Source organism: Mycobacterium colombiense, assembly GCF_001672755.1.
Lineage (GTDB): Bacteria > Actinomycetota > Actinomycetes > Mycobacteriales > Mycobacteriaceae > Mycobacterium > Mycobacterium colombiense_C.
In genome coordinates this window covers 13,471-34,849 of the sequence record NZ_LZKI01000120.1, presented here as the reverse complement: position 1 = coordinate 34,849, position 21,379 = coordinate 13,471, and the positions used below count along the sequence as shown (strand labels likewise).

Below are 21,379 nucleotides of genomic sequence, written 5' to 3'. Positions count from 1 at the left end.
GCGTCAGACGCCGAACATCGGGGGCAGCGCGAGAACCATGATCAGCCCCCACACCAAATGGGTGAGCACCGGCGCCAGGACACCGCCGGTGGCCCGGCGCTCGAACGCGCACACCGTCCCCAGGATGATCGCGGCGAAGCCGAGCATCGGGTTGCCGCTGGCCAGCGTCGCGCACGTATAGAGAATCGTCGAAATCACGAGCGGGTGATAGCGGCCCAGGGCGGTATAGAGCGCGCCGCGAAAGAACACTTCCTCGGCGAAGCCGTTGATCAGCGTGATCGCCACGATCACCGGATACCAACCGTGGTGGGCGTAGAGCAGGACCCGGGTTATCAACTCCGCCACGGGCGTGATCTCCCGGGCGATCAGTCCGCCCACGACGAACGCGCCACCCACCAACAGGCCGACGCCGGTGCCGGTGATGACCGGCCGCTGGTTGCGGCCTCGCCAACAGATGCCGCCCAGGTGCAGCGGACCGGAGATCAGCGCTCCGACGGTCCACACCCCCGCCAACACCAGGGTCAGCCAATAGAAGCTCGCATCCCCCGGATGGCGCCGCAACGAGAACCCGAGCACTCCGGCCCCAAGGACCACCGTGATCGCCACGATGATCCGCCGGCGCCGCACGATGGCAGGCGATTCATTGTGGGGCACAGCAACATTGGTGACCGCACGGCGCAACTCGGTGAAGGCGCCGGTGCGGTGGGGACTACTGGTCGACTGGGTCATGCTGGACGCACCTTCGGGGTCAGGGCGATCAGGATGTCGAGGCCGGTGCGTACCGCTCCGGCCACCGGGCCGGGGACCATGTTCACCAGCCCCAGGGTCGGCCGCACGATGGAGGGGGTGACCCGCCGGGCGAGTCGGCGGATGCGCAGCGCGTCGCCACCGGCCCAGGCGGGATCGGTGTTGGCGAGGTGGTGCGGATCGGCCAGGGCGTTGACGGGACGCGGCCGGTGCGTGGACCGGCCGGCCAAGGCCAGGGCCATGGACTCGTCGATGCCGAGCAGGCCGCCGGGCGGGTCGGGAACCCGATCGCGCAGGCCGCTGGCCGATGCCACCATCGGGTGGTCCAGCGATTCGACCAGGTCGCCCGCCAGCCCCGGCGGCACCGGCAGCGCGACGCCGGTGATCAGCGAGGCCAGCGAGGTGTCGACCCTGCCGACCGGCAGGCCGGTGTGCCAGCGGCCGGAGACGCGCGCATACGCCTTGAGCAGATCCCGGTAGGTCGTGGTTTCCGGGCCTGCGATGTCGTACGCCCCGGCAGGCACCAGGTCGCGGTCGGCCGCGGCGACGAGATAATGCAGGACGTCGCGGATGGAGATCGGGTCGATGGGGTTGTCCATCCAGCACGGGATCGGGATCAGTGGGAAACGGTCGCCGACGTAGCGCATCATCTCGAACGACGTCGAACCGGCGCCGATGATGATCGCCGCGCCCAGCCACACCAGCTCCGGGCCGTCCGGGATGGTCAGCGCCTGGGCCACCTCGGCCCGGCTGGTCAAATGCTCGGACAGGTCTTCCTCGGCGGGCACGAACCCACCCAGGTAGACGATGCGTTGCACCCCGGCGTCACGGGCCGCCGCCGCGAAGTTTGCCGCCGCGGACTTGTCGGCGTCGCGAAAACCGGGCTGACCGATCGCGTGCACCAGGTAATACGCCACGTCAACGGGCCCGCAACCGGCGAAGGCGGAGGCGAGCGACGCGGGGTCGGCGGCATCCAACTTGACCGGTGTGACGTCGTCGAACCAGCCGAAACGCTTGAGGCGCGCCGGGTTTCGAGTCGCCGCCGCTACCTGGTGCTGATCGGCCACCAGCGCGGTGACCAGGCGTGATCCCACATAACCGGTGGCACCGGTGACCAGAGCCCGCATACCCCGACCCTAGCGGCCCGACCGCGCGGCGGGCATTTGAACCGACGGCGCGGCGGCACCGTCACATCTACATGGACCATGGGGGAAGCCGTGATTTCGCCGGCTCGACGGACACTGCGCTGAAAGATCCGGCCATCGCCGGCGTCGCGGTGAAGTTTCCACCTCATCGCTATACCCAAAGTGAAGCCATCCAGGCGCTGACCGACATCGCCGGCCCGGACTTTCAGCGCTTCGCGCGCAGCAGCGGGGTCGAGTTCCGCAACACCGCGCTGCGGCTGCCCCGCTACCGCGAGCTCAGCGGATTCACCGAGGCCAACGACGCCTATCTCGAGGTCGCGCTGGACTTGGGCGAGCAAGCGCTGCTGGCCGCGCTGGACCAGGCCAAGGTCAAGCCGTCGGAGCTCGACATCGTGTTTTCCACGACGGTTACCGGGCTGGCCGTGCCGACGCTGGAGGCGCGGCTCGCGACGCGGGTTGGGCTGCGGCCGGACGTCAAACGCGTCCCGCTGTTCGGGCTCGGCTGTGTGGCCGGTGCCGCCGGCGTGGCGCGCATGCACGACTACCTGCGCGCGTTTCCTGATCAGACGGCCGCGCTGCTCGCGGTGGAACTGTGCTCGCTGACCGTTCAGCGCCAGGACAAGTCGGTTGCCAATCTCGTCGCCACCAGCCTTTTCGGCGACGGCGCGGCCGCGGTGATCACCGAGGGCGCCCACCGGGCGGGCCGGGAACACACCGGCCCCCGGGTGCTGGCGACGCGCAGCCACATCTATCCCGACACCGAAGATGTCATGGGCTGGAAGATCGGCGGGAACGGCTTCCGGATCGTGCTGTCCGCCGACGTCGCCATCATCGCCGATAAATACCTGGGCGACGACGTCCGCGATTTTCTCGCCGACCACGGCCTGACCCCGCGCGATGTGGCGACGTGGGTATGCCATCCGGGCGGACCGCGGGTGATCGAAACCGTCGAGAGCGCCCTGAACCTCCCGGCGGACGCGCTCGATCACACGCGAAACTCGTTGCGAGAGAATGGAAATCTGTCGTCGGTCTCGGTGCTCGACGTGCTCGCGGCCAACATGGCCGATCCGCCGCCGACGGGGTCGATCGGCCTGATGATCGCCATGGGCCCGGCGTTCTGTTCCGAGCTGGTGCTGCTGGCCTGGTAGGGCTGGTAAAGACTGTAACCATGTATTACCTGCTGGTTCTCGCGGTCGGACTCGAGCGCGTCGCGGAGCTGGTGGTGTCCACCCGCAACGCACGTTGGTCGTTTACCAAGGGCGCCAAGGAGTTTGGTCGCGCGCACTACCCGGTGATGGTGATCATTCACACCGGGCTACTGGTCGGCTGCCTCGTCGAACCGTGGGCGCTGCACCGGCCGTTCATCGCATGGCTGGGCTGGCCGATGCTGGCGGTGGTGGTGGCCAGCCAGACATTGCGGTGGTGGTGCATCACCACGCTGGGGCGGCGATGGAACACCCGGGTGATCGTTCTGCCGCAGGCGCCGTTGGTGCGCCAGGGTCCCTACCGCTGGCTGCACCATCCGAACTATGTTGCAGTGGTGGCTGAGGGGGTGGCATTGCCGCTGGTGCATACGGCGTGGCTGACCGCGATCATCTTCACGCTGGCCAACGCCGCGGTGCTCAGGGTGCGCCTGCGGGTAGAGAACTCCGCGTTGGGTTACACGTGAGCGACTACGACGCGGACCTGTTGATCGTTGGTGGCGGACCGGGCGGGCTGGCCACGGCGTTACACGCTCGCCGCCAAGGACTTTCGGTGATCGTGGCCGAGCCCCGCGACGGCCCCATCGACAAGGCCTGCGGCGAGGGCTTGATGCCCGGCGGGCTGGCCGAACTGACCTCGCTGGGCGTGGATCCCGTCGGCATGCCTTTCCACGGGATCGCCTACGTGAGTGAACGACGGCGGGCCCAGGCACGCTTTCGCAGCGGGCCGGGACGCGGCGTCCGGCGCACCACGTTGCACGCGGCGCTGGCCGCGCGGGCCAAAGAGCAAGACACCGACTGGATCCGCACGCGGGTGACCAGCGTCGCGCAAGACGCGCACGGCGTCTCGGCCGCGGGAGTGCGCGCGCGATGGTTGGTGGCGGCCGACGGGCTGCATTCCCAGGTCCGGCGCGCCGTCGGAATCGACGCGACGGCGGGGACACCGCGCCGCTACGGCGTGCGGTGGCACTACCGGGTGCCGGCATGGTCGGAATACGTCGAGGTGTATTGGTCGCGCTGGGGCGAGGCGTACGTGACGCCGGTCGAGCCGGATCTGGTCGGTGTCGCGATCCTGTCACGTGGCAGGCCCGACCTGGCCTGGTTCCCGCGGCTGGCCCGCCGGTTGCACGGCGCCGACCCGGGGCCGCACCGCGGCTGCGGCCCGCTGCGGCAGGTGGTCTCGCGCCGGGTCGCGGGGCGTGTGCTGCTGGTCGGCGACGCGGCCGGCTACGAGGACGCGCTCACCGGCGAGGGCATCAGCCTGGCGCTCAAACAGTCCGCCGCGGCCGTCGACGCCATCGTCAACGAGACGCCGGCGTCATACGAGCAGGCGTGGCACCGGCTCACCCGCGATTACCGGCTGCTCACCCGCGCGCTGGTGCTGGCCAGCACGCCGCGGGTGGTCCGGCGCGCCGTCGTCCCGACGTGCACGCTGCTGCCCCCGGTGTTCGACCGCGGCGTCAACATCCTGGCCGGCTAGTCCCGATGGTGGCGACCCTCCCCGCAAGCAAGAGATGCCCCCATTCGCCCGGCTACGCCGCGCTCGCGATCACAACTAGCGCGCCTTCCAGACGGGCTCCCGCTTCTCGGCGAACGCCAGCGGACCCTCCTTGGCATCCTCGGATCTGAGCAGGGCCTTCATCTCGCGCATTGTGCGTTCCCAACCTGGCTCGTCACCGACGACGACGCCGTCGTCGACGCCGTAGGCGATCCGCTTGCTGGCCTGCACCGACAGCGGCGCGTTGACGGTGATCCGCGCAGCCAGCGCCAGGGCGGCTTCCAGCACCGAGCCCTGTGGGACGACCTCGTTGATCAGGCCCCACTCGCAGGCGGCGGCCGCGGTGAGCGGCTCGCCGGTCAGCAGCAGCTGCATGCCCACCTTGCGGGGCAGCTGCTCGGCGATGCGAAAGACGCCACCGGCGGCGGCGATGAGCCCCCGCTTCACCTCGGGGAGCCCGAACTGCGCGCGTTCGTCGGCCACCACCAGGTCACTGGCCAGCGCCAGCTCGGTGCCGCCGCCCAGGGCGGTCCCGTTCACCGCCGCGATCGTGGGCTTGTCGATGAAATGGTGGACGTAGCCGGCGAAGCCCCACTCGGGGTGGTCGGGGTGATAGAGGTTCTCCCGCCGGGCAATCGCCTTGAGGTCGGCCCCGGCGCAGAACGACTTGTCGCCCGCGCCGGTGACCACCACCGCCCGCACCTCGGGATCGTGCTGCGCCTCTTCGAGCGCATCCCCGAGGCCGATACTGACGGAGGCGTTCACCGCGTTGCGGGCTTCCGGCCGGTTGATGGTTATCACCATCACGTTGCCCCGGCGTTCGGCCAGGGCCCCCGGCTCCTGGGTCACAACAGTTCCACGATGGTGGCGTTGGCCTGGCCGCCACCCTCGCACATGGTCTGCAGACCGTACTGAATTCCCTTGTCCCGCATGTGATACAGCAGGGTGGTCATGATCCGGGCACCGGATCCACCGAGCGGGTGGCCCAGCGCGATGGCACCGCCGTTGGGGTTGAGCTTCTTCTCGTCGGCGCCGATGTCCTTGAGCCAGGCCAGCGGAACCGGCGCGAACGCCTCGTTGACCTCGTAGGCGCCGATGTCGCCGATGGACAGCCCGGAACGCTTCAGCACCTTCTGGGTCGCCGGGATGGGTGCGGTCAGCATGATCACCGGGTCGGCGCCGGCCAGGGTCGCGGTGTGCACCTTGGCGATCGGCTTGAGCCCGAGTTCCTTGGCCTTCTCGGCGGACATGAACAGGATCGCCGCCGAGCCGTCGGAGATCTGCGACGAGTTGCCGGCGTGAATCACGCCGTCTTCCTTGAACGCGGGCTTCAGGGAGGCCATCTTCTCCATCGGCGTCCCGCGGCGGATGCCTTCGTCCTTGAGCACCACGTTGCCGTCCTGGTCCTTGATGCCCACGATCTGGTCATCGAAGGCGCCGGCATCCTGTGCGGCAGCGGCCTTTTCGTGCGAGTCGAGGGAGAACTGGTCGAGCGCGGTGCGGTCGAATCCCCACTGCTCGGCGATCATCTCCGCGCCGATGCCCTGGTTGGGGATCTGGCCCTCGTAGCGGTCCAGGAAGGCCTGCGGGTACGGCCGCCCACCGTTGGCCAGCGACGCGCCCATCGGGGTCCGCGACATCGACTCGACACCACCGGCGACGACGACGTCGTAGTGCCCGGCGATGACTCCGGCGGCGGCGAAGTGGATGGACTGCTGGCTGGATCCGCACTGGCGGTCCACGGTCACGCCCGGGACGGTCTCGGGCCAGCCGGCGGTCAGCAGCGCGGTGCGTCCGATGTCGAGGGCCTGCTCCCCGGCCTGCATGACGCAGCCCCAGATGACGTCGTCGACCAGGCCCGGGTCGACGCCGGCCTTGTCGACCAGGCCGTTGAGCACCTGAGCGGACAGATCCGCCGGGTGCACCCCGGACAATCCGCCGTTGCGCTTGCCGATCGGTGAACGCACTGCCTCGACGATGACGGCTTCAGCCATGGTCTTGTCTCCTTTGACACGTGGACTTCGAAAAGAGTGGAGTCTTGCGTCGATTGTCAACCAAGGGGTTGGGCGGGCGAAGCCCGGGGTGGTCCTGGGCACGGAAGCCGGCGCTCAGCGGTGCCTGCGAACCAGAATTTTGTTCTCATTGCCCACGGTGCAGGGCGATAATGGTCGAGTGAAGCGGCTCAACGGTATGGACGCGATGCTGTTGTACAGCGAGACGCCGAGCCTGCATACACACACCCTGAAGGTGGCAATCATCGATGCCGCCGACTACGACGGCGAGGTCAGCTTCGACGTTTTTCGGCACACGCTACGCCGGCGACTGCATCGGCTGGAGCCGCTGCGCTACAAGCTGATCGACATCCCATGGCGACTGCACCATCCGATGTGGCTGCAGAATTGCGAAGTTGACCTCGACTACCATGTGCGGCGCGTCCAGGTGCCCGCCCCCGGTGGGCGCCGAGAGCTCGACGAGGTGATCGGGCAGATTGCCGGCGTTCCGCTGGATCGCGGCCGTCCGTTGTGGGAGTTCCACTTCGCCGAAGGCATGGCTGATCACAAATTCGCAATCATCGGCAAAATGCACCACGCCTTGGCGGACGGCGTCGCCTCCGCCAATCTGCTGGCCAGACTCATGGACCTGACCGGCCCGGTGCAGGACGAGCGGGACAATGACACGACGTGCATTCCGCCCTCGACGGCGCAGCTGCTGCGCGCCGCCGCCGAGGATCACGCTCGGCAGGCCGCCGCGTTACCCGGGGTGATGGCCGAGGCGCTCGCCGGGGCGCGTCGGCTGCGGCAGCGCGCCCGGCAGCGCGGCGAGCAGCCAGACCTCGCCCGGATGCTGCACGCACCGTCGACATTCATCAACCACAAAGTTTCTCCGGCAAGGACTTTCGCCACCGCGACCCTATCGTTGGAGCAGGTCAAACAGACCGGTAAACAGCTGCGGATCACCATCAACGACATGGTGATGGCGATCGCGGCGGGTGCATTGCGCGAACTGCTCTTGCGTTACGACGGCAGCGCGGACCAGCCCCTGGTCGCCTCGGTCCCGGCCACCACGGACAGGTCGCCGCAGCGGATCAGCGGCAACGAGCTCGGTGGGATGGCGGTGTCGCTACCCACCCACATCGACGATCCGCTGCAGCGGATTCGGCTGACGTCCGTGGCAACGACGATCGCCAAAGAGAACAACGAGCTGTTCGGCCCGCAACTGTATGGCAGATTGATCAGCTACCTACCGGGCGCGGCGGCTCCTCTGGTTTTCAGCTGGCTGGACCGGCGGAACACCAGAAACCGGTTGTTCAACATCCCGATTTCCAACGTGATGGGGCCGCGCGAGCGTGGCCGTTTAGCCGGCGCCCCGATCAGCGAAATCTATTCCGCCGGACCGCTGATCACCGCCTGTGGGATCAACATCACCGTGTGGAGCTACGTCGATCAGCTCAACGTTTCGGTGATCGCCGACGACCGCACCCTGGACGACACCCACGAACTCACCGACGCCATGGTCAGCGCGTTCTGCGAAATCCGCACTGCGGCAGGCTTTTCCGATGACGTGGCCGCCGTGCAGAGCGCGATGCCGCCGGTTACGCTCAAACCGTGAGGCGCCGCCGTCAGCCGAGAACGGGAAAGCGTCGCTCGCGAGCCAGCCCGTCCAGGGCGTCCTGCATGGTCGTACGGACGTGTGCGTCAACGTCCGTGGCCTCCGGTGTGTCGCCGAATTGCGCGGCGACGTCGATCGGCTCCAGTACTTCGCTGACGATCTTGGTAGGCAACGGCAGATTGGGCGGCAAGATCATGCTGAGCCCGAAGGGAAGGCCCCAGGTGATAGGCAGAATGTCGGACCGCAAGCGCGACAGGCCCAACCGCTTCGCCAGACAGGTGCCGCGGGTGAGGAACAACTGGCTTTCCTGCCCACCGATGGAGACCATCGGCACAATCGGCGCGCGCGCGTCGATCGCCGACCTGATGTATCCGGTCCGGCCATTGAAGTCAATCACGTTCTCCGCCAGCGTCGGCCGGTAGGCGTCGTAGATCCCGCCCGGAAACACCAGCACCACACCTCCGGACTGCAGCGCTCGCGCGGTGTTTTTGGAGGAAGCGCGAATGACCCCGAGGCGACCCAACCATCCCGACATCGGCCCGACGAACATCCCGTCGTGCCCGAGCGTGTACAGCGGACGCCCGTAGCCGAACCTGCGGTAGAAGGCCGCGGCGAAGATCAGCACGTCCGGCGTGAGCATGCCGCCCGAGTGGTTGCCGACGATCAAGGCACCGCCATCGGGCGGCAGCAATTCCAGCCCACGCACGTCGAAGCGAAACCAGGCCCGCGCCAACGGTTCTACCGCACCGACCATGCGCTCGGTGAAGCCTGGGTCCCACTCGCCGATTTCGCGGTCACTCACGAAATCGGCGTGAACTCGAGGTGCAACTCGCTCAGACCCCGCATCTGCCACGTCGGGTCGTAGGTGTAGCGGCGGGCGTCCGGCGGCCCGTGCTCAGCCTCCGTGATGGCGATGTCCGCCATCCGGTCGAGTATGCGGTTCAGCGAGATTCGCCCTTCCGCACGGGCCAGCGGTGCGCCCGGGCAGGAGTGATTACCGCGACCGAAGGCGACATGCTCGCGCACGTTCGGCCGGTCGATGCGGAACTCGTCGGGCTGCTCGAACTTTCGTGCATCACGGTTGCTCGCGCCGGGCAGCAGCATCACCGTGCTGCCCGCCGGGATGTCGGTGTCACCGATCGAGGTCGTCGTGCGGGCCATCCGGAAGTGGCACTTGACCGGACTCTCCATGCGCAGCGTCTCTTCGACGAAATTCGGTATCCGGCTGCGGTCTTCGCGGAGCAGCTTCTGCAAGTCCGGGTTCTCGGCGAGCGTGCGGACCCCGAAGCTGAGCAGCTTGGTCGTGGTTTCCTGGCCGGCCGCGAACAGGAATGTCGCCAGCCGGACCACGTCGATGACTTCGGGAGTCGAGCCGTCCGGATACTTCGCCTGGGCCAGCTCGGTCAACACATCTTCGCGTGGTTGCCGGCGGCGTTCGGTGATGTGGGTGGTGAACTTGTCGTCGAGGTATTCCAGCGGGTTGTGCGCGCGCGTCACCGAGTCGTCCTCGACCCCACCGGAGAACTTGCCCGAGAAAACATCCCGAAACTCTTCGTGGTCCTCGACGGGAACTCCCAGGAGATCGGCGATCACCAACCCGGAGAACGGCCGCGCATAGTCGTCCAGGAATTCACAACTGCCGCGGGACAAGAACTCGTCGAGCTGCTGATCGGCGAGCCGCCACATGAAGTCTTCATTTTCCTTGAGCCGCTTGGGTGTCAGCAGGCGGCTGAGCAGACCTCGCGTCCGGGCGTGCTCCGGTGGATCTTGAGTCACGATGTGTTCGCTCATCGGGATCTGCGAGCGATGTTGTTCGATCAGGCTGCCGATGTCGTCGCCCTCGGGCTCGAACGGCAACCCCGAAAACGGCCCGGCGACCGAGACACACGACGAGAACGCCGGATCTTTGTAGACGGCAAGCGCCTCGGCGTGTCCCGTCACCGCCATGACACCCTGATCCGGCCGCGGCAGCACCGGGCAGCGCGCCCGCAGATGATCGAAGTAGGGGTACGGGTCCGGAATCAGGGACACGTCAGTGAAGAAATCAACCTTTTCGAATTCGCTCAACAGGACTCCTAGGCATCAACGTAACCGCCCCCACCAACGTCAACCCGGGCGACGTAACCTCTCCTGCCAATCTAGAGCTGAACAAATATTAGGTCAAGCTGGCCACCCCGGTTGCGGTCGCACGATGGCCCACTCTGGGCGGGACCTCTCGCACCATCCGCGCTGTTGACGCCAGTTCTTCGGCGTTGCGTACAGCGACGGTCACCTGCAGTTCATTTCTGTTGGGTCGACGGCGCATATGGTCCCCGGATGTGAGCACTCCTGCACCCGGGCCCGGTTGGTGGCTGGCGTCGGACGGCGCGTAATATCCCCAGCGATGGGAGAGCACCTTCATCTCGCACACCCACGAGTCGTTGGAAGCGGTCTTGGAACAGGCGAACCGCCTGACGACGACCTACGGCGAGCAGGGCTGGGAAATCGTGGGATCCTCGGTGCAACGCACCCAAGTTGCCCACCGATTCAAGGAATACGACAGCGGCGGTGACCACTACTTCGAGTGGAGCATCGTCTGCACACTCAAACGGCCGCTGCCGCCGGGTCACACCAAGATTGCCGCCACGGTCGCGATTCAGCCCGAAAACCCCGACCCTGACGGCAATCTCGTCGAAGGGTGATTCCTAGCCGGCGGGGTAGGCGACCGACTTGATCTCGGTGTACTGGTCGAATCCGGCAATGCCGTTCTGACGTCCCACGCCGCTTTCCTTATAGCCGCCGAACGGTGTGTCGGCGCCGTACGGGGCGCCGCCGTTGACGCCCATGAAGCCGGCCTTGATCCGGCGGGTCACCGACAGCGCACGCTCGAGCGAACCCGCAAACACGTTGCCGGCCAACCCGTACACGCTGTCGTTGGCGATCCGGATCGCGTCCTCCTCGTCGTCGAACGGGATGACCGACAGGACCGGGCCGAAGATCTCCTCCTGCGCGATGGTCATCTTATTGTCGACGTTCGTGAAAAGCGTTGGCCGAATGAAGTATCCCTTGTCGAAACCGGTTTCTGCACCGGGTCCACCGACCAGCGCCGTCGCGCCCTCTTCGACGCCCTTCTTGATGTAATCCGTCACGCGGTCGAACTGTCGTTGCGAGATCACCGGCCCACACAGCGTTCCAGGATCCTGCGGATCGCCGCACGTGACGTTCTCATAGATGTTCTTGAGGATCTCGACGCCCTCGTCGTAGCGGGACCGCGGCAGCAGCAGCCGGGTCGGGTTCGCACAACCCTGACCGGCGTGCATGCACGGCGCGATGCCGACCATGCACGCCGTGCCGAAGTCGGCGTCCTCCAGCACGATGGTGGCCGACTTGCCGCCGAGTTCGAGGAACAGCCGCTTCATGGTCGCGGCGCCCTTCTCCATGATCCGCTTGCCGACCACCGTCGAGCCGGTGAACGAGATCAGGTCGACCTTCGGCGACAGCGTCAACTCCTCGCCCACGAAGTGGTCCGAGGCGGTGACGACGTTGACGACGCCCGCGGGGATGTCGGTCTTCTCGGCGATCAGGCGGCCGAGCCGGTTCGCGTTGAACGGGGTGTTGGGGGCCGGCTTGAGCACCACGGTGTTGCCGGTGCCCAGCGCCTGGCCGAGCTTGTTGAGGGTGACCTCGAACGGGAAGTTCCACGGCACGATCGCGCCGACCACGCCCACCGGCTCCCGCCACACCTTGCGGGTGGTCAGCGTGCCGGTCAGGCTGATCACCTTGTCGCCCAGGTCGGTTTCCCACGCGTACTCGTCGATCAGGCGCGCGGGGTACTTCAGCCCGTCTTCCAGCGGGGCGTCCAGCTGGGGTCCGAACGTGATGGCCCGCGGCGAGCCGACCTCGAGGATGAGCTCCTCGCGCAGCTCGTCGATCTCGGACTCGATCGCCTCGTGCAGCTGCAGCAGGCAGCGCTTGCGCAGCTCCTTGTTGGTCGACCAGTCGGTCTCGTCGAAGGCGCGCCGGGCGGCGTCGATGGCCCGGTGCATGTCCTCCTTCGACGCGTCCGAAACCTCGCCGAGCGACTCCTCGGTCGCCGGGTTGATGTTGGTGAAGGTGCCGGCCCGGCCCTCGACGAGCTTGCCGTCGATCATCATTTTCGGCTCGAAGCGGACCTTTACAGCCTCAGTCATATCTGTCACTCTCTTCTGACTTGTTAGAGGGGCGTCCCGCAGAGCACTGGTTACCCTACGGGGAGCCTTACTGGAAACTAGCCGATTGGCAAGTGGAGCCTCGGACGGGGCCGGTTATTGGGGGTCGAACAGCACCGGGACCGACGTCGGTGACCGGAAGACCTGGCCGCGAATATGCGGGTCGTTCCCCCCGGGGTCCAGCCGCAGGTTGGGCAACCGGTCGAGCAGAAGGTTGATGGCGGTGCGCATCTCGAGCCGCGCCAGGTGCATGCCGAGGCAGACGTGGACGCCATGCCCCCAGCCCAGATGTGCCCGGGCCTCCCGGTGGATGTCGAACGTGTTCGGATCGGGATAGCGATCCTCCTGCCGGTTCGCCGAACCGAGCATCGGCATCACCGTCGCGCCGGCCGGGATCGCCACGCCTCCGAGTTCGGTGTCGCGGGTGGCGACCCGGGTGATGGTCAGCAGCGGTGACTCCCACCGCACGCCCTCCTCGATCGCCTGGGGCAGCAAAGATCGATCCGCGCGGATGGCATCCAGCTGCGCGGGATCCGACAACAACGCCAGCAGCAGGCTGCCGAGTGCGCGGTAGGTCGTCTCGACGCCCGCCGGCAACAGCAGGCGAAGGAACGAGAAGATCTCCTCGTCCGCGAGCTTCTCCCCGTCGATCTCGGCCGCACCCAGGGCGCTGATCAGATCATCCTTCGGCTCGGCCCGGCGGGCCTCGAGTATCGGCGCGAAGTAGTCGCACAGGGCGGCCGAGGCGGCAAGTCCGCGTTCGGGGTTCATCAGCCAGCTCAGCAGCGAAATCGACCACCGCTGGAACTGCGGGTAGTCCTCTTCCGGCAAGCCCAGCAATCCCGCGATGATCTGGCTCGGGTAGTCGAAGGTGAATTCCTTGACCAGATCAGCCTTGCCGTTGGACGCGAACTTGTCGATCAGGCCGTTCGCCACACGGCCGACCAACTCGTCCTGCCAGCGCGCCAATGACTTCTGCGAGAACGCCTTCGATACCAATGAACGCAACCGGCCGTGGATCGGCTCGTCCATGCCGAGCATCACGCCTTCGCCCAGCACGGGCCCGAATGCGGCGATGACCGCGGACGAGGAGATCTTCTCGTTGTCGCGCAACATCTGCTGGATGTCCTCGTGGCGATACACGATGAACATCGGCAGCCCTTCCTCGTGCGGAAGCGCTCCCGACGTCTCGAGTCGCTGCACCGGTTCCTCGTGGCGCAGCCGCGCCAATTCGGTGTACGGGTCACGCACATCACCGGATATCGCGTCATCGAAGGCGCCGAAATCATCTAAGTCGTCGAAAAGCTGTTCCATGATTCCCCTCTAATCCCCTTGCGGTGCCGCATCTTTCTGCGACGAGAACCGCCCCGCCACCGCGGCCAAGCGCTGCAGTACCGGCTGCGGAAGAACACGAGCGACGAAGACCATCGCCTTTTGACTTGTCGTCAACGGCCACGCCCCGCCGCGCATCGACCCCTGCCGGGGGATGCCCAGCACGATCCGCGACATGTGGTGCATGCCCGACGCTGGCAGGATCCTGTTGGCCACCAACAGCATCGAGGCATCCGGCCCGATACCCCGCCGGCGAAACGCTCCCCGGTCATCAATCGCCTTGAGCAGGCCGTCGGTGAACCGCTCCGGCGGCCGCGCCAACTTCATCGCGAAGCGCCCGCGGCTGTTCATGGTGTTGTGCAGCCGGGCATACGGTCCACCGAAGTTGCGGTCATCGGTGGTACCGGCGTCGGTGATGATCTCGGTGTCATACGTGCCGGCCACCAGAACGGTGACACCCAGGCCGAACGGCGCGATTTCGCACGCCATCGATTCCCCCCACCGCTCCAGCGCTCCCTTGGCCGCGGAGTACGGCGCGGTGGCAGGCTGGCCCCGCACCCCGGCCGCGCTGGACACCAGGACGATTCGCCCCTGACCCGCCGCCCGCATCGACGGCAGCAGGGCCTGGGTGAGCGTGACGGGGCCCAGGACGCTGGTGGCGAGCATGCGCTGCCACAACGCCATGTCGGTCTCCTCCACCATTCCGGCGGCGGAGATGCCCGCGTTGTGCACCAGTGCGTACGGTGCGCCTACGGCTTCTTCGATTGTCTTGGCCGCCGCGGCGATCGACGCGCTGTCCGTCAGGTCGAGCTGGACGCCGATCAACCGCTCGTCGTCGGGGCCGGCTCCGATAGCGTTGCGCAGCAGTGGCATTCCCTGGTCGGGGGTGCGCATGGCCGCGACCACGCGCCAACCCTCCTTATACATCCGCACCGCCGAGGCGAAGCCCAGTCCGCGGGACGCGCCGGTGATGACGACTGTGCGCGGCTCAGCCATGCTGGCCCGCCGTCGCACATGCGCCCTCACCGGGCGGCGGGGGGATGACGTGGGGTCGCCCGTTGGGCTCCCCGTTGGCCCAGGTCGACCAGATCCCGACCGAGTAGGGGCCCTGGGCGCCCGCCTTCTCGTAATACCCTTGCGGGTCATACACTTTGGCTTCCGGATACGGCCACGGGCACGCAACCGAGGTGGCGGCATGGCTGACCTTGATGGCCCAGAACCAGCCGCCGTAGGCGAAGTACGACACGTTGATGATGACGAACATCACCAGGAAGGTGCCGAGCACCGGACGCGACGGGAACAACTTCGCTTTTGCGGCAAGCTTTTCCGCCACCGACTTACCGGTGTCGTCGCGGTAGCAGAGGATCGCAGCCGGGACCATCACGAAGCACACCGAGAACGATTCCCAGATCAGCGGGAATTGGAAAGTGGTGCCGGTGAACACCGATCCCCACGGGATCACCTGCGAGTAGATGTACATGCCCCAGTGGATCAGGATGTTTTCCAGGAAGGCGTCGAAAATGAACCCGATCACCAGCGTGATCAGACCCAGACTGACCAGGGGATGCCGCGACACATAGCTGGTGGGCCCGTACTTTGCCTGCAGTCTGCGCAGCAACCAGACCGCCGGAAAGTAGGGGCCGAAGTAGAACATCACATAACCGAAGACCACGAACGGTTCGACCGTCGGCGACAACGACACCAACGGCCAGGATTCCGGCCAGTGAACGAGATCGGGGTTGTAGACCGCGAACGGCGACCAGTTCATGATCGGGTCCTGCCACACGATCAGCGTGGTGCACAGGAACATCAACATCACCGGGCTACCGGGATTGCGGCGCCAACCCCTGATGAAGACAATCAACAAAACGATCAGCGCCACGACCGTGGCCCAGTCCAGGAAGGTGATGTAGTCCAGCCCGAACGTGAACTTCACCGGACGCGGCCGGCCCTGCACGTTCGGGTTCGCGACTCGAGGGTCAAGGGCCACACGGCAATTGGCGATGAAGAACAGCGCGAAGGCGGCGAGCGCCGCGCCGGCGATCCATCCGCCCCAGCCGCGCTTGGCTTTTCGCTGTGGGGCGGACGGTTCCTCCTGCTCGGCGGGCGATGTGGTCTGCTCTGTGGACATCAGTCTTCCTCTCCGAAGCGATCCACTAAGTGCGAGTTGATGCCGTCGGCGTCGAGGGTGCGTGCCACCAGATACCCGGCACCCATCCAGGCCCGGCGTGTCCATTTGCCGAACGACACGCGGGTACCGGGCGCGCCGGACGCGGCGGGCATCATCTTCACCCGCTCCAGCGCCTCTTTGACGCCGCGGGGGCTCAACGGATGTGCGTCGGTGAACGCGCGCACGAGTGTCGCGGCGACGTCGCGGTTGACCACGGTCACGCAGAACTCGGGCCGGCTGCCGTTGTACTTCGTCGCGTAGCTGTCGAGGAAGTCCTGACCGATCCGGTTCGCCTCGTCATACTGGTCGACACCGGTCCAGCCCATGAACGCGTTCCACATGATCGGGTTCACCCAGGCGTTCTGCCACGCCGTCGTGGTGAAGCGCGGCGGGTCCCAGCCGAGGGACTCGAGTGCGGGGTTGATGAAGACGATTCCGAAGCCGAAGCCCAGGTGCACGATCGCCTCGGCCTTCGCCTCGTGCAGCGTCTGCACCGCGGCGTTGATGTCCTGGGCCGTCTGCGCGATGGCAACTTCCGCGGCGATCCGAATGCCTTTGCGCCGGCAAGCGCTTCGCAGGTTCTTCAGGTAGCTCTCACCGATGAGGCTCTGCTCGACCAGGACGCCGATTTCGCCGAGCCCGCGTTTGGCGATGAGGTCGGCCAGGAAGATCGGTTCATCGGTCATCGATCCCTGGGGGAAGGAGAACGTCCACTCGCCCAGCCAGTCGTCGGTACCGGTCACGCTGATCGCGGGTACCTTGAACCGTTCCTCGATCGCTTCTCGCAACGGCACGCAGTTATCGGTGATGTTCGGACCGAAGACCACCAGGCAGCCCTCGTCGACCAGTTCGCCATACGCATCGATCACCGCCTTGACCGAACCCTTGGGCAATCCCTCCACCTCGCGATAGATCATCTGCACGGGACGGTCCATCAGGCCCTGGGCGACGGCTTCTTCGAAGATGAGGTCGAACGTCTGGGTGAAGGAGGCGAACAGGTCTTCGGGGAACCCCGGCGGAAGCTTGAAGTCCATCAGGTAGCCGACCTTGATCGGCTCTGCGCTGCTCTCGTAGGACATCCGACCTCCCAGCTGACTGAATTGCACGCGCCGATCCGAAAAACCTAATATTTGTTCAGACCCTAGCGGGGGCGGTATGCAGCGTCAATCATCGGACCCGCCGGACCCGTCCGTACCCAGGTAAATCTGGATCATTTCGCCGAGCGCCTTGCCCACCGCCACGTCGTCGGTCAGCGGGCCCGCGATGGCGGCCCGGGCCGCCTCCCGCATGCTCAGGCCCTCGGCGACCAGCCTGCCCGCGGCGATCAGCACCCGCGTCGACGCCACCTCGCGCAGGCCGCCCGTTTCCAGCCGGCGGATGGCCTGCCCGAAGCGGACCAGCTCGGCCGCGGTGGTCCCGTTGACGCCCGCCTCGTGCGCGACGATGCCCTCTTCGATATCGGCTGCGGGGAAATCGAATTCGATGGCCACCATCCGCTGCCGCGTCGAATCCTTCAGATCCTTCAGCACGCTCTGATAACCGGGGTTGTAGGACACCACCAGGCCGAATCCGGGCGCCGCGTCCAGCGTGACGCCGAGTCGCTCGATGGGCAGCTGGCGCCGGTGGTCGGCCAGCGGATGCAGCACCACCGTGGTGTCCTGCCGGGCTTCCACCACCTCGTCGAGGTAGCAGATCGCGCCTTCGCGCACCGCCCGGGTCAGCGGGCCGTCCACCCACACCGTCTCGTCGCCGCGCAGCAGGTAACGGCCGACCAGGTCCGCCGTGGTGAGGTCGTCGTGGCAGGCGACGGTGATCAGCGGCCGCCCCAGGTCGTGGGCCATCGCCTCGACGAATCGGGTTTTGCCGCACCCCGTCGGACCCTTCAGGACCAGCGCCAGACCCTGGCGATAGGCCGCCTTGAAAACGGCCTCTTCGCCGCCGACCGCTTGGTAGTAGGGCCGCACTTCTTCCTTTCCGTCCGCATCGGACGGACCGCCGTTGAAGTATGCAAGCCCGGACTCGTTGGCCATAGCTTCCCTTCTGCTACTCCCGGCGATTGGAGCCTAACCGGAACAGATGTTTGTTTTCAAGTGCCCTGACGGGCGGTGTTGACGTTCTCGCGCGCCAACTGTGTTCTGGGACTTGGCATCACCGATATCCTGCGCCGAACCTCCGCCGAGCGCAGGGCGGACCGGAACAGCGGTCCGATCACCCCGGCGAGCTGATCGGGGCGGGCGATGGTGGCATGCGCCGTGCTGCCGAACACCCGGCGCAGCGATGCCACGTCGGTTCCCGCGCCGATCGTCAGACATACGCAACCGGTCCCCCGGCGACGGGCCTCGGTCAGCGCGCGGCGCGCGTCCGCGGCACCGTACGCCCGCTCGTAGCCATGGTCGTAGGCCAGCCCATCGGAGAGCACCACCAACAGCCGCCGCGACGTACCGCCACGCGCCTCCAGGGTCGCCGAACCGTGCCGGATCGCCGCGCCCAGTCGTGAATACGCGCCGGGTTCCAGGCTGTTGAGCCGGCGGATGACCTGGGCGTTCAGGTGGTCGTCGAACCGCTTCACCGGCACCATGCTCACCGCGCGACGGCCCTGCGAGTAGTACGCGTACAGCGCGACGCGGTCACCCAGATCGTGCAGCGCCACGGTCAGGTTGGCGACGGCCGCACGCTGTTGTTCGTGCACCGTGCGCCCGACCGTTCCGGGTTCGCCCGATGAGCCCGACACGTCCAGCAGCAGCAGCACCGACAGGTCGCGACGGCGCCGCAAGCTGTCGAGGTATACGGCCTCGTCAGGCACCGATCCGGCGCGCACTTCGACCCGAGCCTCCACGGCCGCGTCGATGTCGATGTCGTCGCCCTGCGACTGCCGGTGCCGACGGTGCAGGCCCATGCCGAGCCGCGACAGCGGGCGCCGCACGCCGATGGCGTCCTCGATGGCCTGGGTTGCCGACGCCTTGATCTGCGGCTCGACCTCGCGCACCGTGCACCACGCCGGCCGGTAGCTCTTACGCGCGATGTCCCATTCCGGATACCGCACCCCGTCCGCGGCGGTGTAGCCCTCGTGATCGGCGTCCCCGTCGTCGCCGCCGGAGACCGAGGCCAGCGATGTGACGGCGTACGCGCCGCGCTTGCCGGAGCTGGTGCGGTGGGTGGGGTTGTCCGCGCCGGGCGGGCCGCCGCCACTTCCGGTCTTGCGCGCCGACGAGAGCATCTTCTTCAACCACTTGCCGATGAATCCGCCACCGCCAACCGGGCTGGTGAACAGGTCGGGATCGTCGGAGTCGTCGACCTCGCCGTCGTCGAGCTCCTCGAGTTCCGTTGCGCCATTACGCCGCGGCACATGGCCGGCCTTCTCCTCTTCGTCTTGTTTGGCCACCCGGGCGCACGCGGACATCACCTTTGCCGCGCGAATCACGCCGAACTCGGGCGCCGGGTCTTGCAGCGCCACCCGTGCGGCGGCAATGTCGAGCGACGCGCTGGGCGAATCGCTGCGACCCGCGATGTCGCGGTCGCCCAGCGACGCCAAAACACTTGGTAACAAAGGGGCATTGGCGACCAGTGCGCGGTGGGCTTCGACCGAGAGGTAACGCTTGGCCAGCTTGCGCCGGTGAACCAACGCGCCCACCACATCGGGCTCCAGGCTGCCGGCAGCGATCATCGATGCCTGCACGGCTACGGCTTTCAGTTGCGCGCGCGGCGCCGCCGCGGCATCGACGTGGATCGTGTGGCCGTCGGTCCATGCCGGTGCGCCCGGTGGCAGCCCGGCGACAGCAACGGCCCGGCCCGCGAGCGCGGAGGCGAGCATGCCCAGGGCCTGCAGTCGGTCGGCACCGGCGCCGTCCTCCACGCTCAACCTCCAGATTGTTGACCAAATATCTGTTCCACCGTAAAGTCCGGCTGCACAGCAGTCAATGAATCAGGAGCGCACGATGATTGACTTCACCGGCCAGGTGGCGGTGGTGACCGGGGCCGGTCGGGGACTCGGTCGGCTGTACGCGCTGGACCTGGCGCGCCGCGGCGCCGCCGTGGTGGTCAACGACCTCGGCGGCTCGATGCGCGGGGAGGGTTCCGACAGAGGCGTCGCCAATGAGGTGGTCGACGAGATCAAACAGGGCGGCGGCCGGGCCATCGCCTCTTACGACTCCGTTGACAGCCCCGCCGGCGGCCAGGCGATCATCGACGCGGCCGTGGACGCCTTCGGGCGACTCGACGCCGTCGTCAGCAACGCCGGCATCTTCGGCAGCGTGCCCTTCGAAGACCTCTCGCACGACGACTGGACGCGGATGCTGCGCGTGCATCTCGACGGCGGCTTTCATCTGTCCCAGCCCGCGTATCGCGTGATGAAGAACAACGGCGGCGGCCGATTCGTGTTCATCTCCTCCTCCGCCGGAATCTTCGGCCAGCCGATGGAGGCCCACTACGCAGCGGCCAAAGCCGGGTTGGTCGGGTTGACGAACGTCATCGCCATCGAAGGCGCAGCACACGGAGTACTGGCGAATTCCGTTATGCCCACCGGGTTCTCGCGGATGGTCACCGAGACCGTCGGCGACGAGAAGTTCCTCGCCGAATCGGGCTTCATGCAAGCAATTCGGCCCGAGCTCGTCGTGCCGCTGGTGACGTTTCTGGCCAGCACGGCCTGCACGTTCACCCACCGCAACTATTCCGCGGCCGCCGGCCGCTACGCGCGGGTGTTCGTCGGCCTCACCGAAGGCTGGCTCGCCGACGCCGAGAGCCGGCCCACGGCCGAGGACATCGAGGCGCATCTCGAGCAGATGTCCTCCACGGAGAAGTTCATCGTGCCCGCGTCGATCGTCGATGAGGTGCTGGAAGTGTGCGACCGGCGCGGCGTCAGCCCGATGCCAGGCAACGTCGAGGTCGCCTTCCCCGAACCTGGAGGGAGCTGACCGTGGATGACGAATTGCGCGACCAGGTCCGGCATCTCACCGACCGCGCGGAGATCCACGACTGCATGCAGCGTTACGCGCGCGGAATCGACCGGCAGGACCGGGCATTGCTGCGGTCGGCCTACCACGACGGCGCCGTCGACGACCACGTCGGATTCGTCGGCGAGGTCGACGATTTCATCGACTGGGCGCTGGCGTACCACGGCAGCCAGACGCGATACCAGCACTATCTGCTGAACCACACCGCCGACATCGACGGCGACGAGGCGCACGCGGAGACCTACTACCTGTTCATCGGCACCGACCGTGAACCGGCGAACCACATGACGATCTCCGGGGGTCGTTACGTGGATCGCCTGGAGCGGCGCGACGGACGTTGGGCCATCGTCGACCGCGTCTGCCTGGTGGAGTTCATGAACGAATCGCAATCACTGCTCACCGACGAAGCCATCGCCATGGTGCCTGGAAGCCGCACGCCCCGCCACGACGAGACGGACGCCTCATACGACCGCCCGCTCGCGGCATCGCGCATGCCCGACAACATCGTTGACCAGATATCCGCCCAACCGTAGAGTGCGG

20 protein-coding genes are annotated in these 21,379 nt (G+C 66.9%); 7 read left to right on the top strand and 13 right to left on the bottom strand.

Annotation, left to right across the window (positions count from 1 at the left end; translation table 11 throughout):
- Positions 1 to 3 precede the first annotated feature (3 nt).
- Complete coding sequence (locus A5708_RS16940; protein ID WP_065029740.1) at positions 4 to 729, bottom strand: CPBP family intramembrane glutamic endopeptidase; 726 nt, start codon at positions 727 to 729, stop codon at positions 4 to 6.
- The gene (locus A5708_RS16935) at positions 726 to 1,874 is read right to left on the bottom strand and encodes an NAD(P)H-binding protein (protein WP_065029739.1); all 1,149 of its coding nucleotides are present in this window, start codon (positions 1,872 to 1,874) and stop codon (positions 726 to 728) included. Before A5708_RS16935 ends, A5708_RS16940 begins: the two co-directional genes overlap by 4 nt.
- Positions 1,875 to 1,945: 71 nt before the next feature.
- Here A5708_RS16935 and A5708_RS16930 point away from each other — a divergent pair, with 71 nt between their 5' ends.
- From A5708_RS16930 to A5708_RS16920, 3 genes are read left to right on the top strand one after another with little or no spacing between them, the layout of a single operon-like run.
- Positions 1,946 to 3,040 (top strand): type III polyketide synthase, encoded by a 1,095-nt coding sequence (locus tag A5708_RS16930; protein WP_065029738.1) that lies wholly within the window; start codon positions 1,946 to 1,948, stop codon positions 3,038 to 3,040.
- Positions 3,041 to 3,060: 20 nt separating this feature from the next.
- Complete coding sequence (locus A5708_RS16925) at positions 3,061 to 3,561, top strand: isoprenylcysteine carboxyl methyltransferase family protein (protein WP_065029737.1); 501 nt, start codon at positions 3,061 to 3,063, stop codon at positions 3,559 to 3,561.
- Positions 3,558 to 4,574: an NAD(P)/FAD-dependent oxidoreductase gene (locus tag A5708_RS16920; RefSeq protein WP_065029736.1), complete on the top strand. Its 1,017-nt coding sequence runs from the start codon at positions 3,558 to 3,560 to the stop codon at positions 4,572 to 4,574. Before A5708_RS16925 ends, A5708_RS16920 begins: the two co-directional genes overlap by 4 nt.
- A gap of 75 nt (positions 4,575 to 4,649) precedes the next feature.
- Here the strand turns inward: A5708_RS16920 and A5708_RS16915 are convergent, their stop codons facing one another.
- Both A5708_RS16915 and A5708_RS16910 read right to left on the bottom strand, forming a co-directional pair.
- Positions 4,650 to 5,441 carry a crotonase/enoyl-CoA hydratase family protein gene (locus A5708_RS16915; protein WP_065029735.1) on the bottom strand — a complete coding sequence of 264 codons (792 nt, stop codon included), beginning with the start codon at positions 5,439 to 5,441 and terminating at the stop codon, positions 4,650 to 4,652.
- Complete coding sequence (locus A5708_RS16910; RefSeq protein WP_065029734.1) at positions 5,438 to 6,586, bottom strand: thiolase family protein; 1,149 nt, start codon at positions 6,584 to 6,586, stop codon at positions 5,438 to 5,440. Before A5708_RS16910 ends, A5708_RS16915 begins: the two co-directional genes overlap by 4 nt.
- Positions 6,587 to 6,764: 178 nt before the next feature.
- Here A5708_RS16910 and A5708_RS16905 point away from each other — a divergent pair, with 178 nt between their 5' ends.
- A complete protein-coding gene (locus A5708_RS16905) occupies positions 6,765 to 8,201 on the top strand; it encodes a WS/DGAT/MGAT family O-acyltransferase (RefSeq protein WP_065029733.1) in 1,437 nt (478 codons plus the stop codon).
- Between the two features lie 10 nt (positions 8,202 to 8,211).
- On the opposite strand, the gene A5708_RS16900 is transcribed toward A5708_RS16905, so the two are convergent.
- Positions 8,212 to 8,955, bottom strand: a complete 744-nt coding sequence (locus A5708_RS16900; RefSeq protein ID WP_231117938.1) for a lysophospholipid acyltransferase family protein — start codon at positions 8,953 to 8,955, stop codon at positions 8,212 to 8,214.
- Positions 8,956 to 8,999: 44 nt separating this feature from the next.
- Positions 9,000 to 10,268, bottom strand: coding sequence for a cytochrome P450 (locus A5708_RS16895; protein ID WP_065029731.1), 1,269 nt, complete (start codon positions 10,266 to 10,268; stop codon positions 9,000 to 9,002).
- Positions 10,269 to 10,633: 365 nt separating this feature from the next.
- Here A5708_RS16895 and A5708_RS16890 point away from each other — a divergent pair, with 365 nt between their 5' ends.
- Positions 10,634 to 10,882, top strand: coding sequence for a hypothetical protein (locus A5708_RS16890; protein WP_065029730.1), 249 nt, complete (start codon positions 10,634 to 10,636; stop codon positions 10,880 to 10,882).
- Positions 10,883 to 10,885: 3 nt separating this feature from the next.
- Here the strand turns inward: A5708_RS16890 and A5708_RS16885 are convergent, their stop codons facing one another.
- The 7 genes from A5708_RS16885 to A5708_RS16855 form a co-directional block, all read right to left on the bottom strand.
- Positions 10,886 to 12,370 (bottom strand): aldehyde dehydrogenase family protein, encoded by a 1,485-nt coding sequence (locus tag A5708_RS16885; RefSeq protein ID WP_065029729.1) that lies wholly within the window; start codon positions 12,368 to 12,370, stop codon positions 10,886 to 10,888.
- 114 nt (positions 12,371 to 12,484) lie between these two features.
- Positions 12,485 to 13,702: a cytochrome P450 gene (locus tag A5708_RS16880; RefSeq protein WP_065029728.1), complete on the bottom strand. Its 1,218-nt coding sequence runs from the start codon at positions 13,700 to 13,702 to the stop codon at positions 12,485 to 12,487.
- Between the two features lie 9 nt (positions 13,703 to 13,711).
- Positions 13,712 to 14,716 carry an SDR family oxidoreductase gene (locus A5708_RS16875; RefSeq protein ID WP_065029727.1) on the bottom strand — a complete coding sequence of 335 codons (1,005 nt, stop codon included), beginning with the start codon at positions 14,714 to 14,716 and terminating at the stop codon, positions 13,712 to 13,714.
- The gene (locus tag A5708_RS16870) at positions 14,709 to 15,851 is read right to left on the bottom strand and encodes a spirocyclase AveC family protein (protein ID WP_065029726.1); all 1,143 of its coding nucleotides are present in this window, start codon (positions 15,849 to 15,851) and stop codon (positions 14,709 to 14,711) included. Before A5708_RS16870 ends, A5708_RS16875 begins: the two co-directional genes overlap by 8 nt.
- The gene (locus A5708_RS16865; RefSeq protein ID WP_065029725.1) at positions 15,851 to 16,969 is read right to left on the bottom strand and encodes an ABC transporter substrate-binding protein; all 1,119 of its coding nucleotides are present in this window, start codon (positions 16,967 to 16,969) and stop codon (positions 15,851 to 15,853) included. Before A5708_RS16865 ends, A5708_RS16870 begins: the two co-directional genes overlap by 1 nt.
- Before the next feature lie 84 nt (positions 16,970 to 17,053).
- Positions 17,054 to 17,920, bottom strand: a complete 867-nt coding sequence (locus A5708_RS16860) for a CbbQ/NirQ/NorQ/GpvN family protein (protein ID WP_065029724.1) — start codon at positions 17,918 to 17,920, stop codon at positions 17,054 to 17,056.
- Between the two features lie 56 nt (positions 17,921 to 17,976).
- Complete coding sequence (locus A5708_RS16855; protein WP_065029723.1) at positions 17,977 to 19,743, bottom strand: nitric oxide reductase activation protein NorD; 1,767 nt, start codon at positions 19,741 to 19,743, stop codon at positions 17,977 to 17,979.
- A gap of 82 nt (positions 19,744 to 19,825) precedes the next feature.
- On the opposite strand from A5708_RS16855, the gene A5708_RS16850 reads away from it, so the two are divergent.
- Both A5708_RS16850 and A5708_RS16845 read left to right on the top strand, forming a co-directional pair.
- Positions 19,826 to 20,800, top strand: coding sequence for an SDR family NAD(P)-dependent oxidoreductase (locus A5708_RS16850; RefSeq protein WP_065029753.1), 975 nt, complete (start codon positions 19,826 to 19,828; stop codon positions 20,798 to 20,800).
- A gap of 2 nt (positions 20,801 to 20,802) precedes the next feature.
- Positions 20,803 to 21,372 (top strand): nuclear transport factor 2 family protein, encoded by a 570-nt coding sequence (locus A5708_RS16845; RefSeq protein WP_065029722.1) that lies wholly within the window; start codon positions 20,803 to 20,805, stop codon positions 21,370 to 21,372.
- The last annotated feature ends 7 nt before the right edge of the window (positions 21,373 to 21,379 follow it).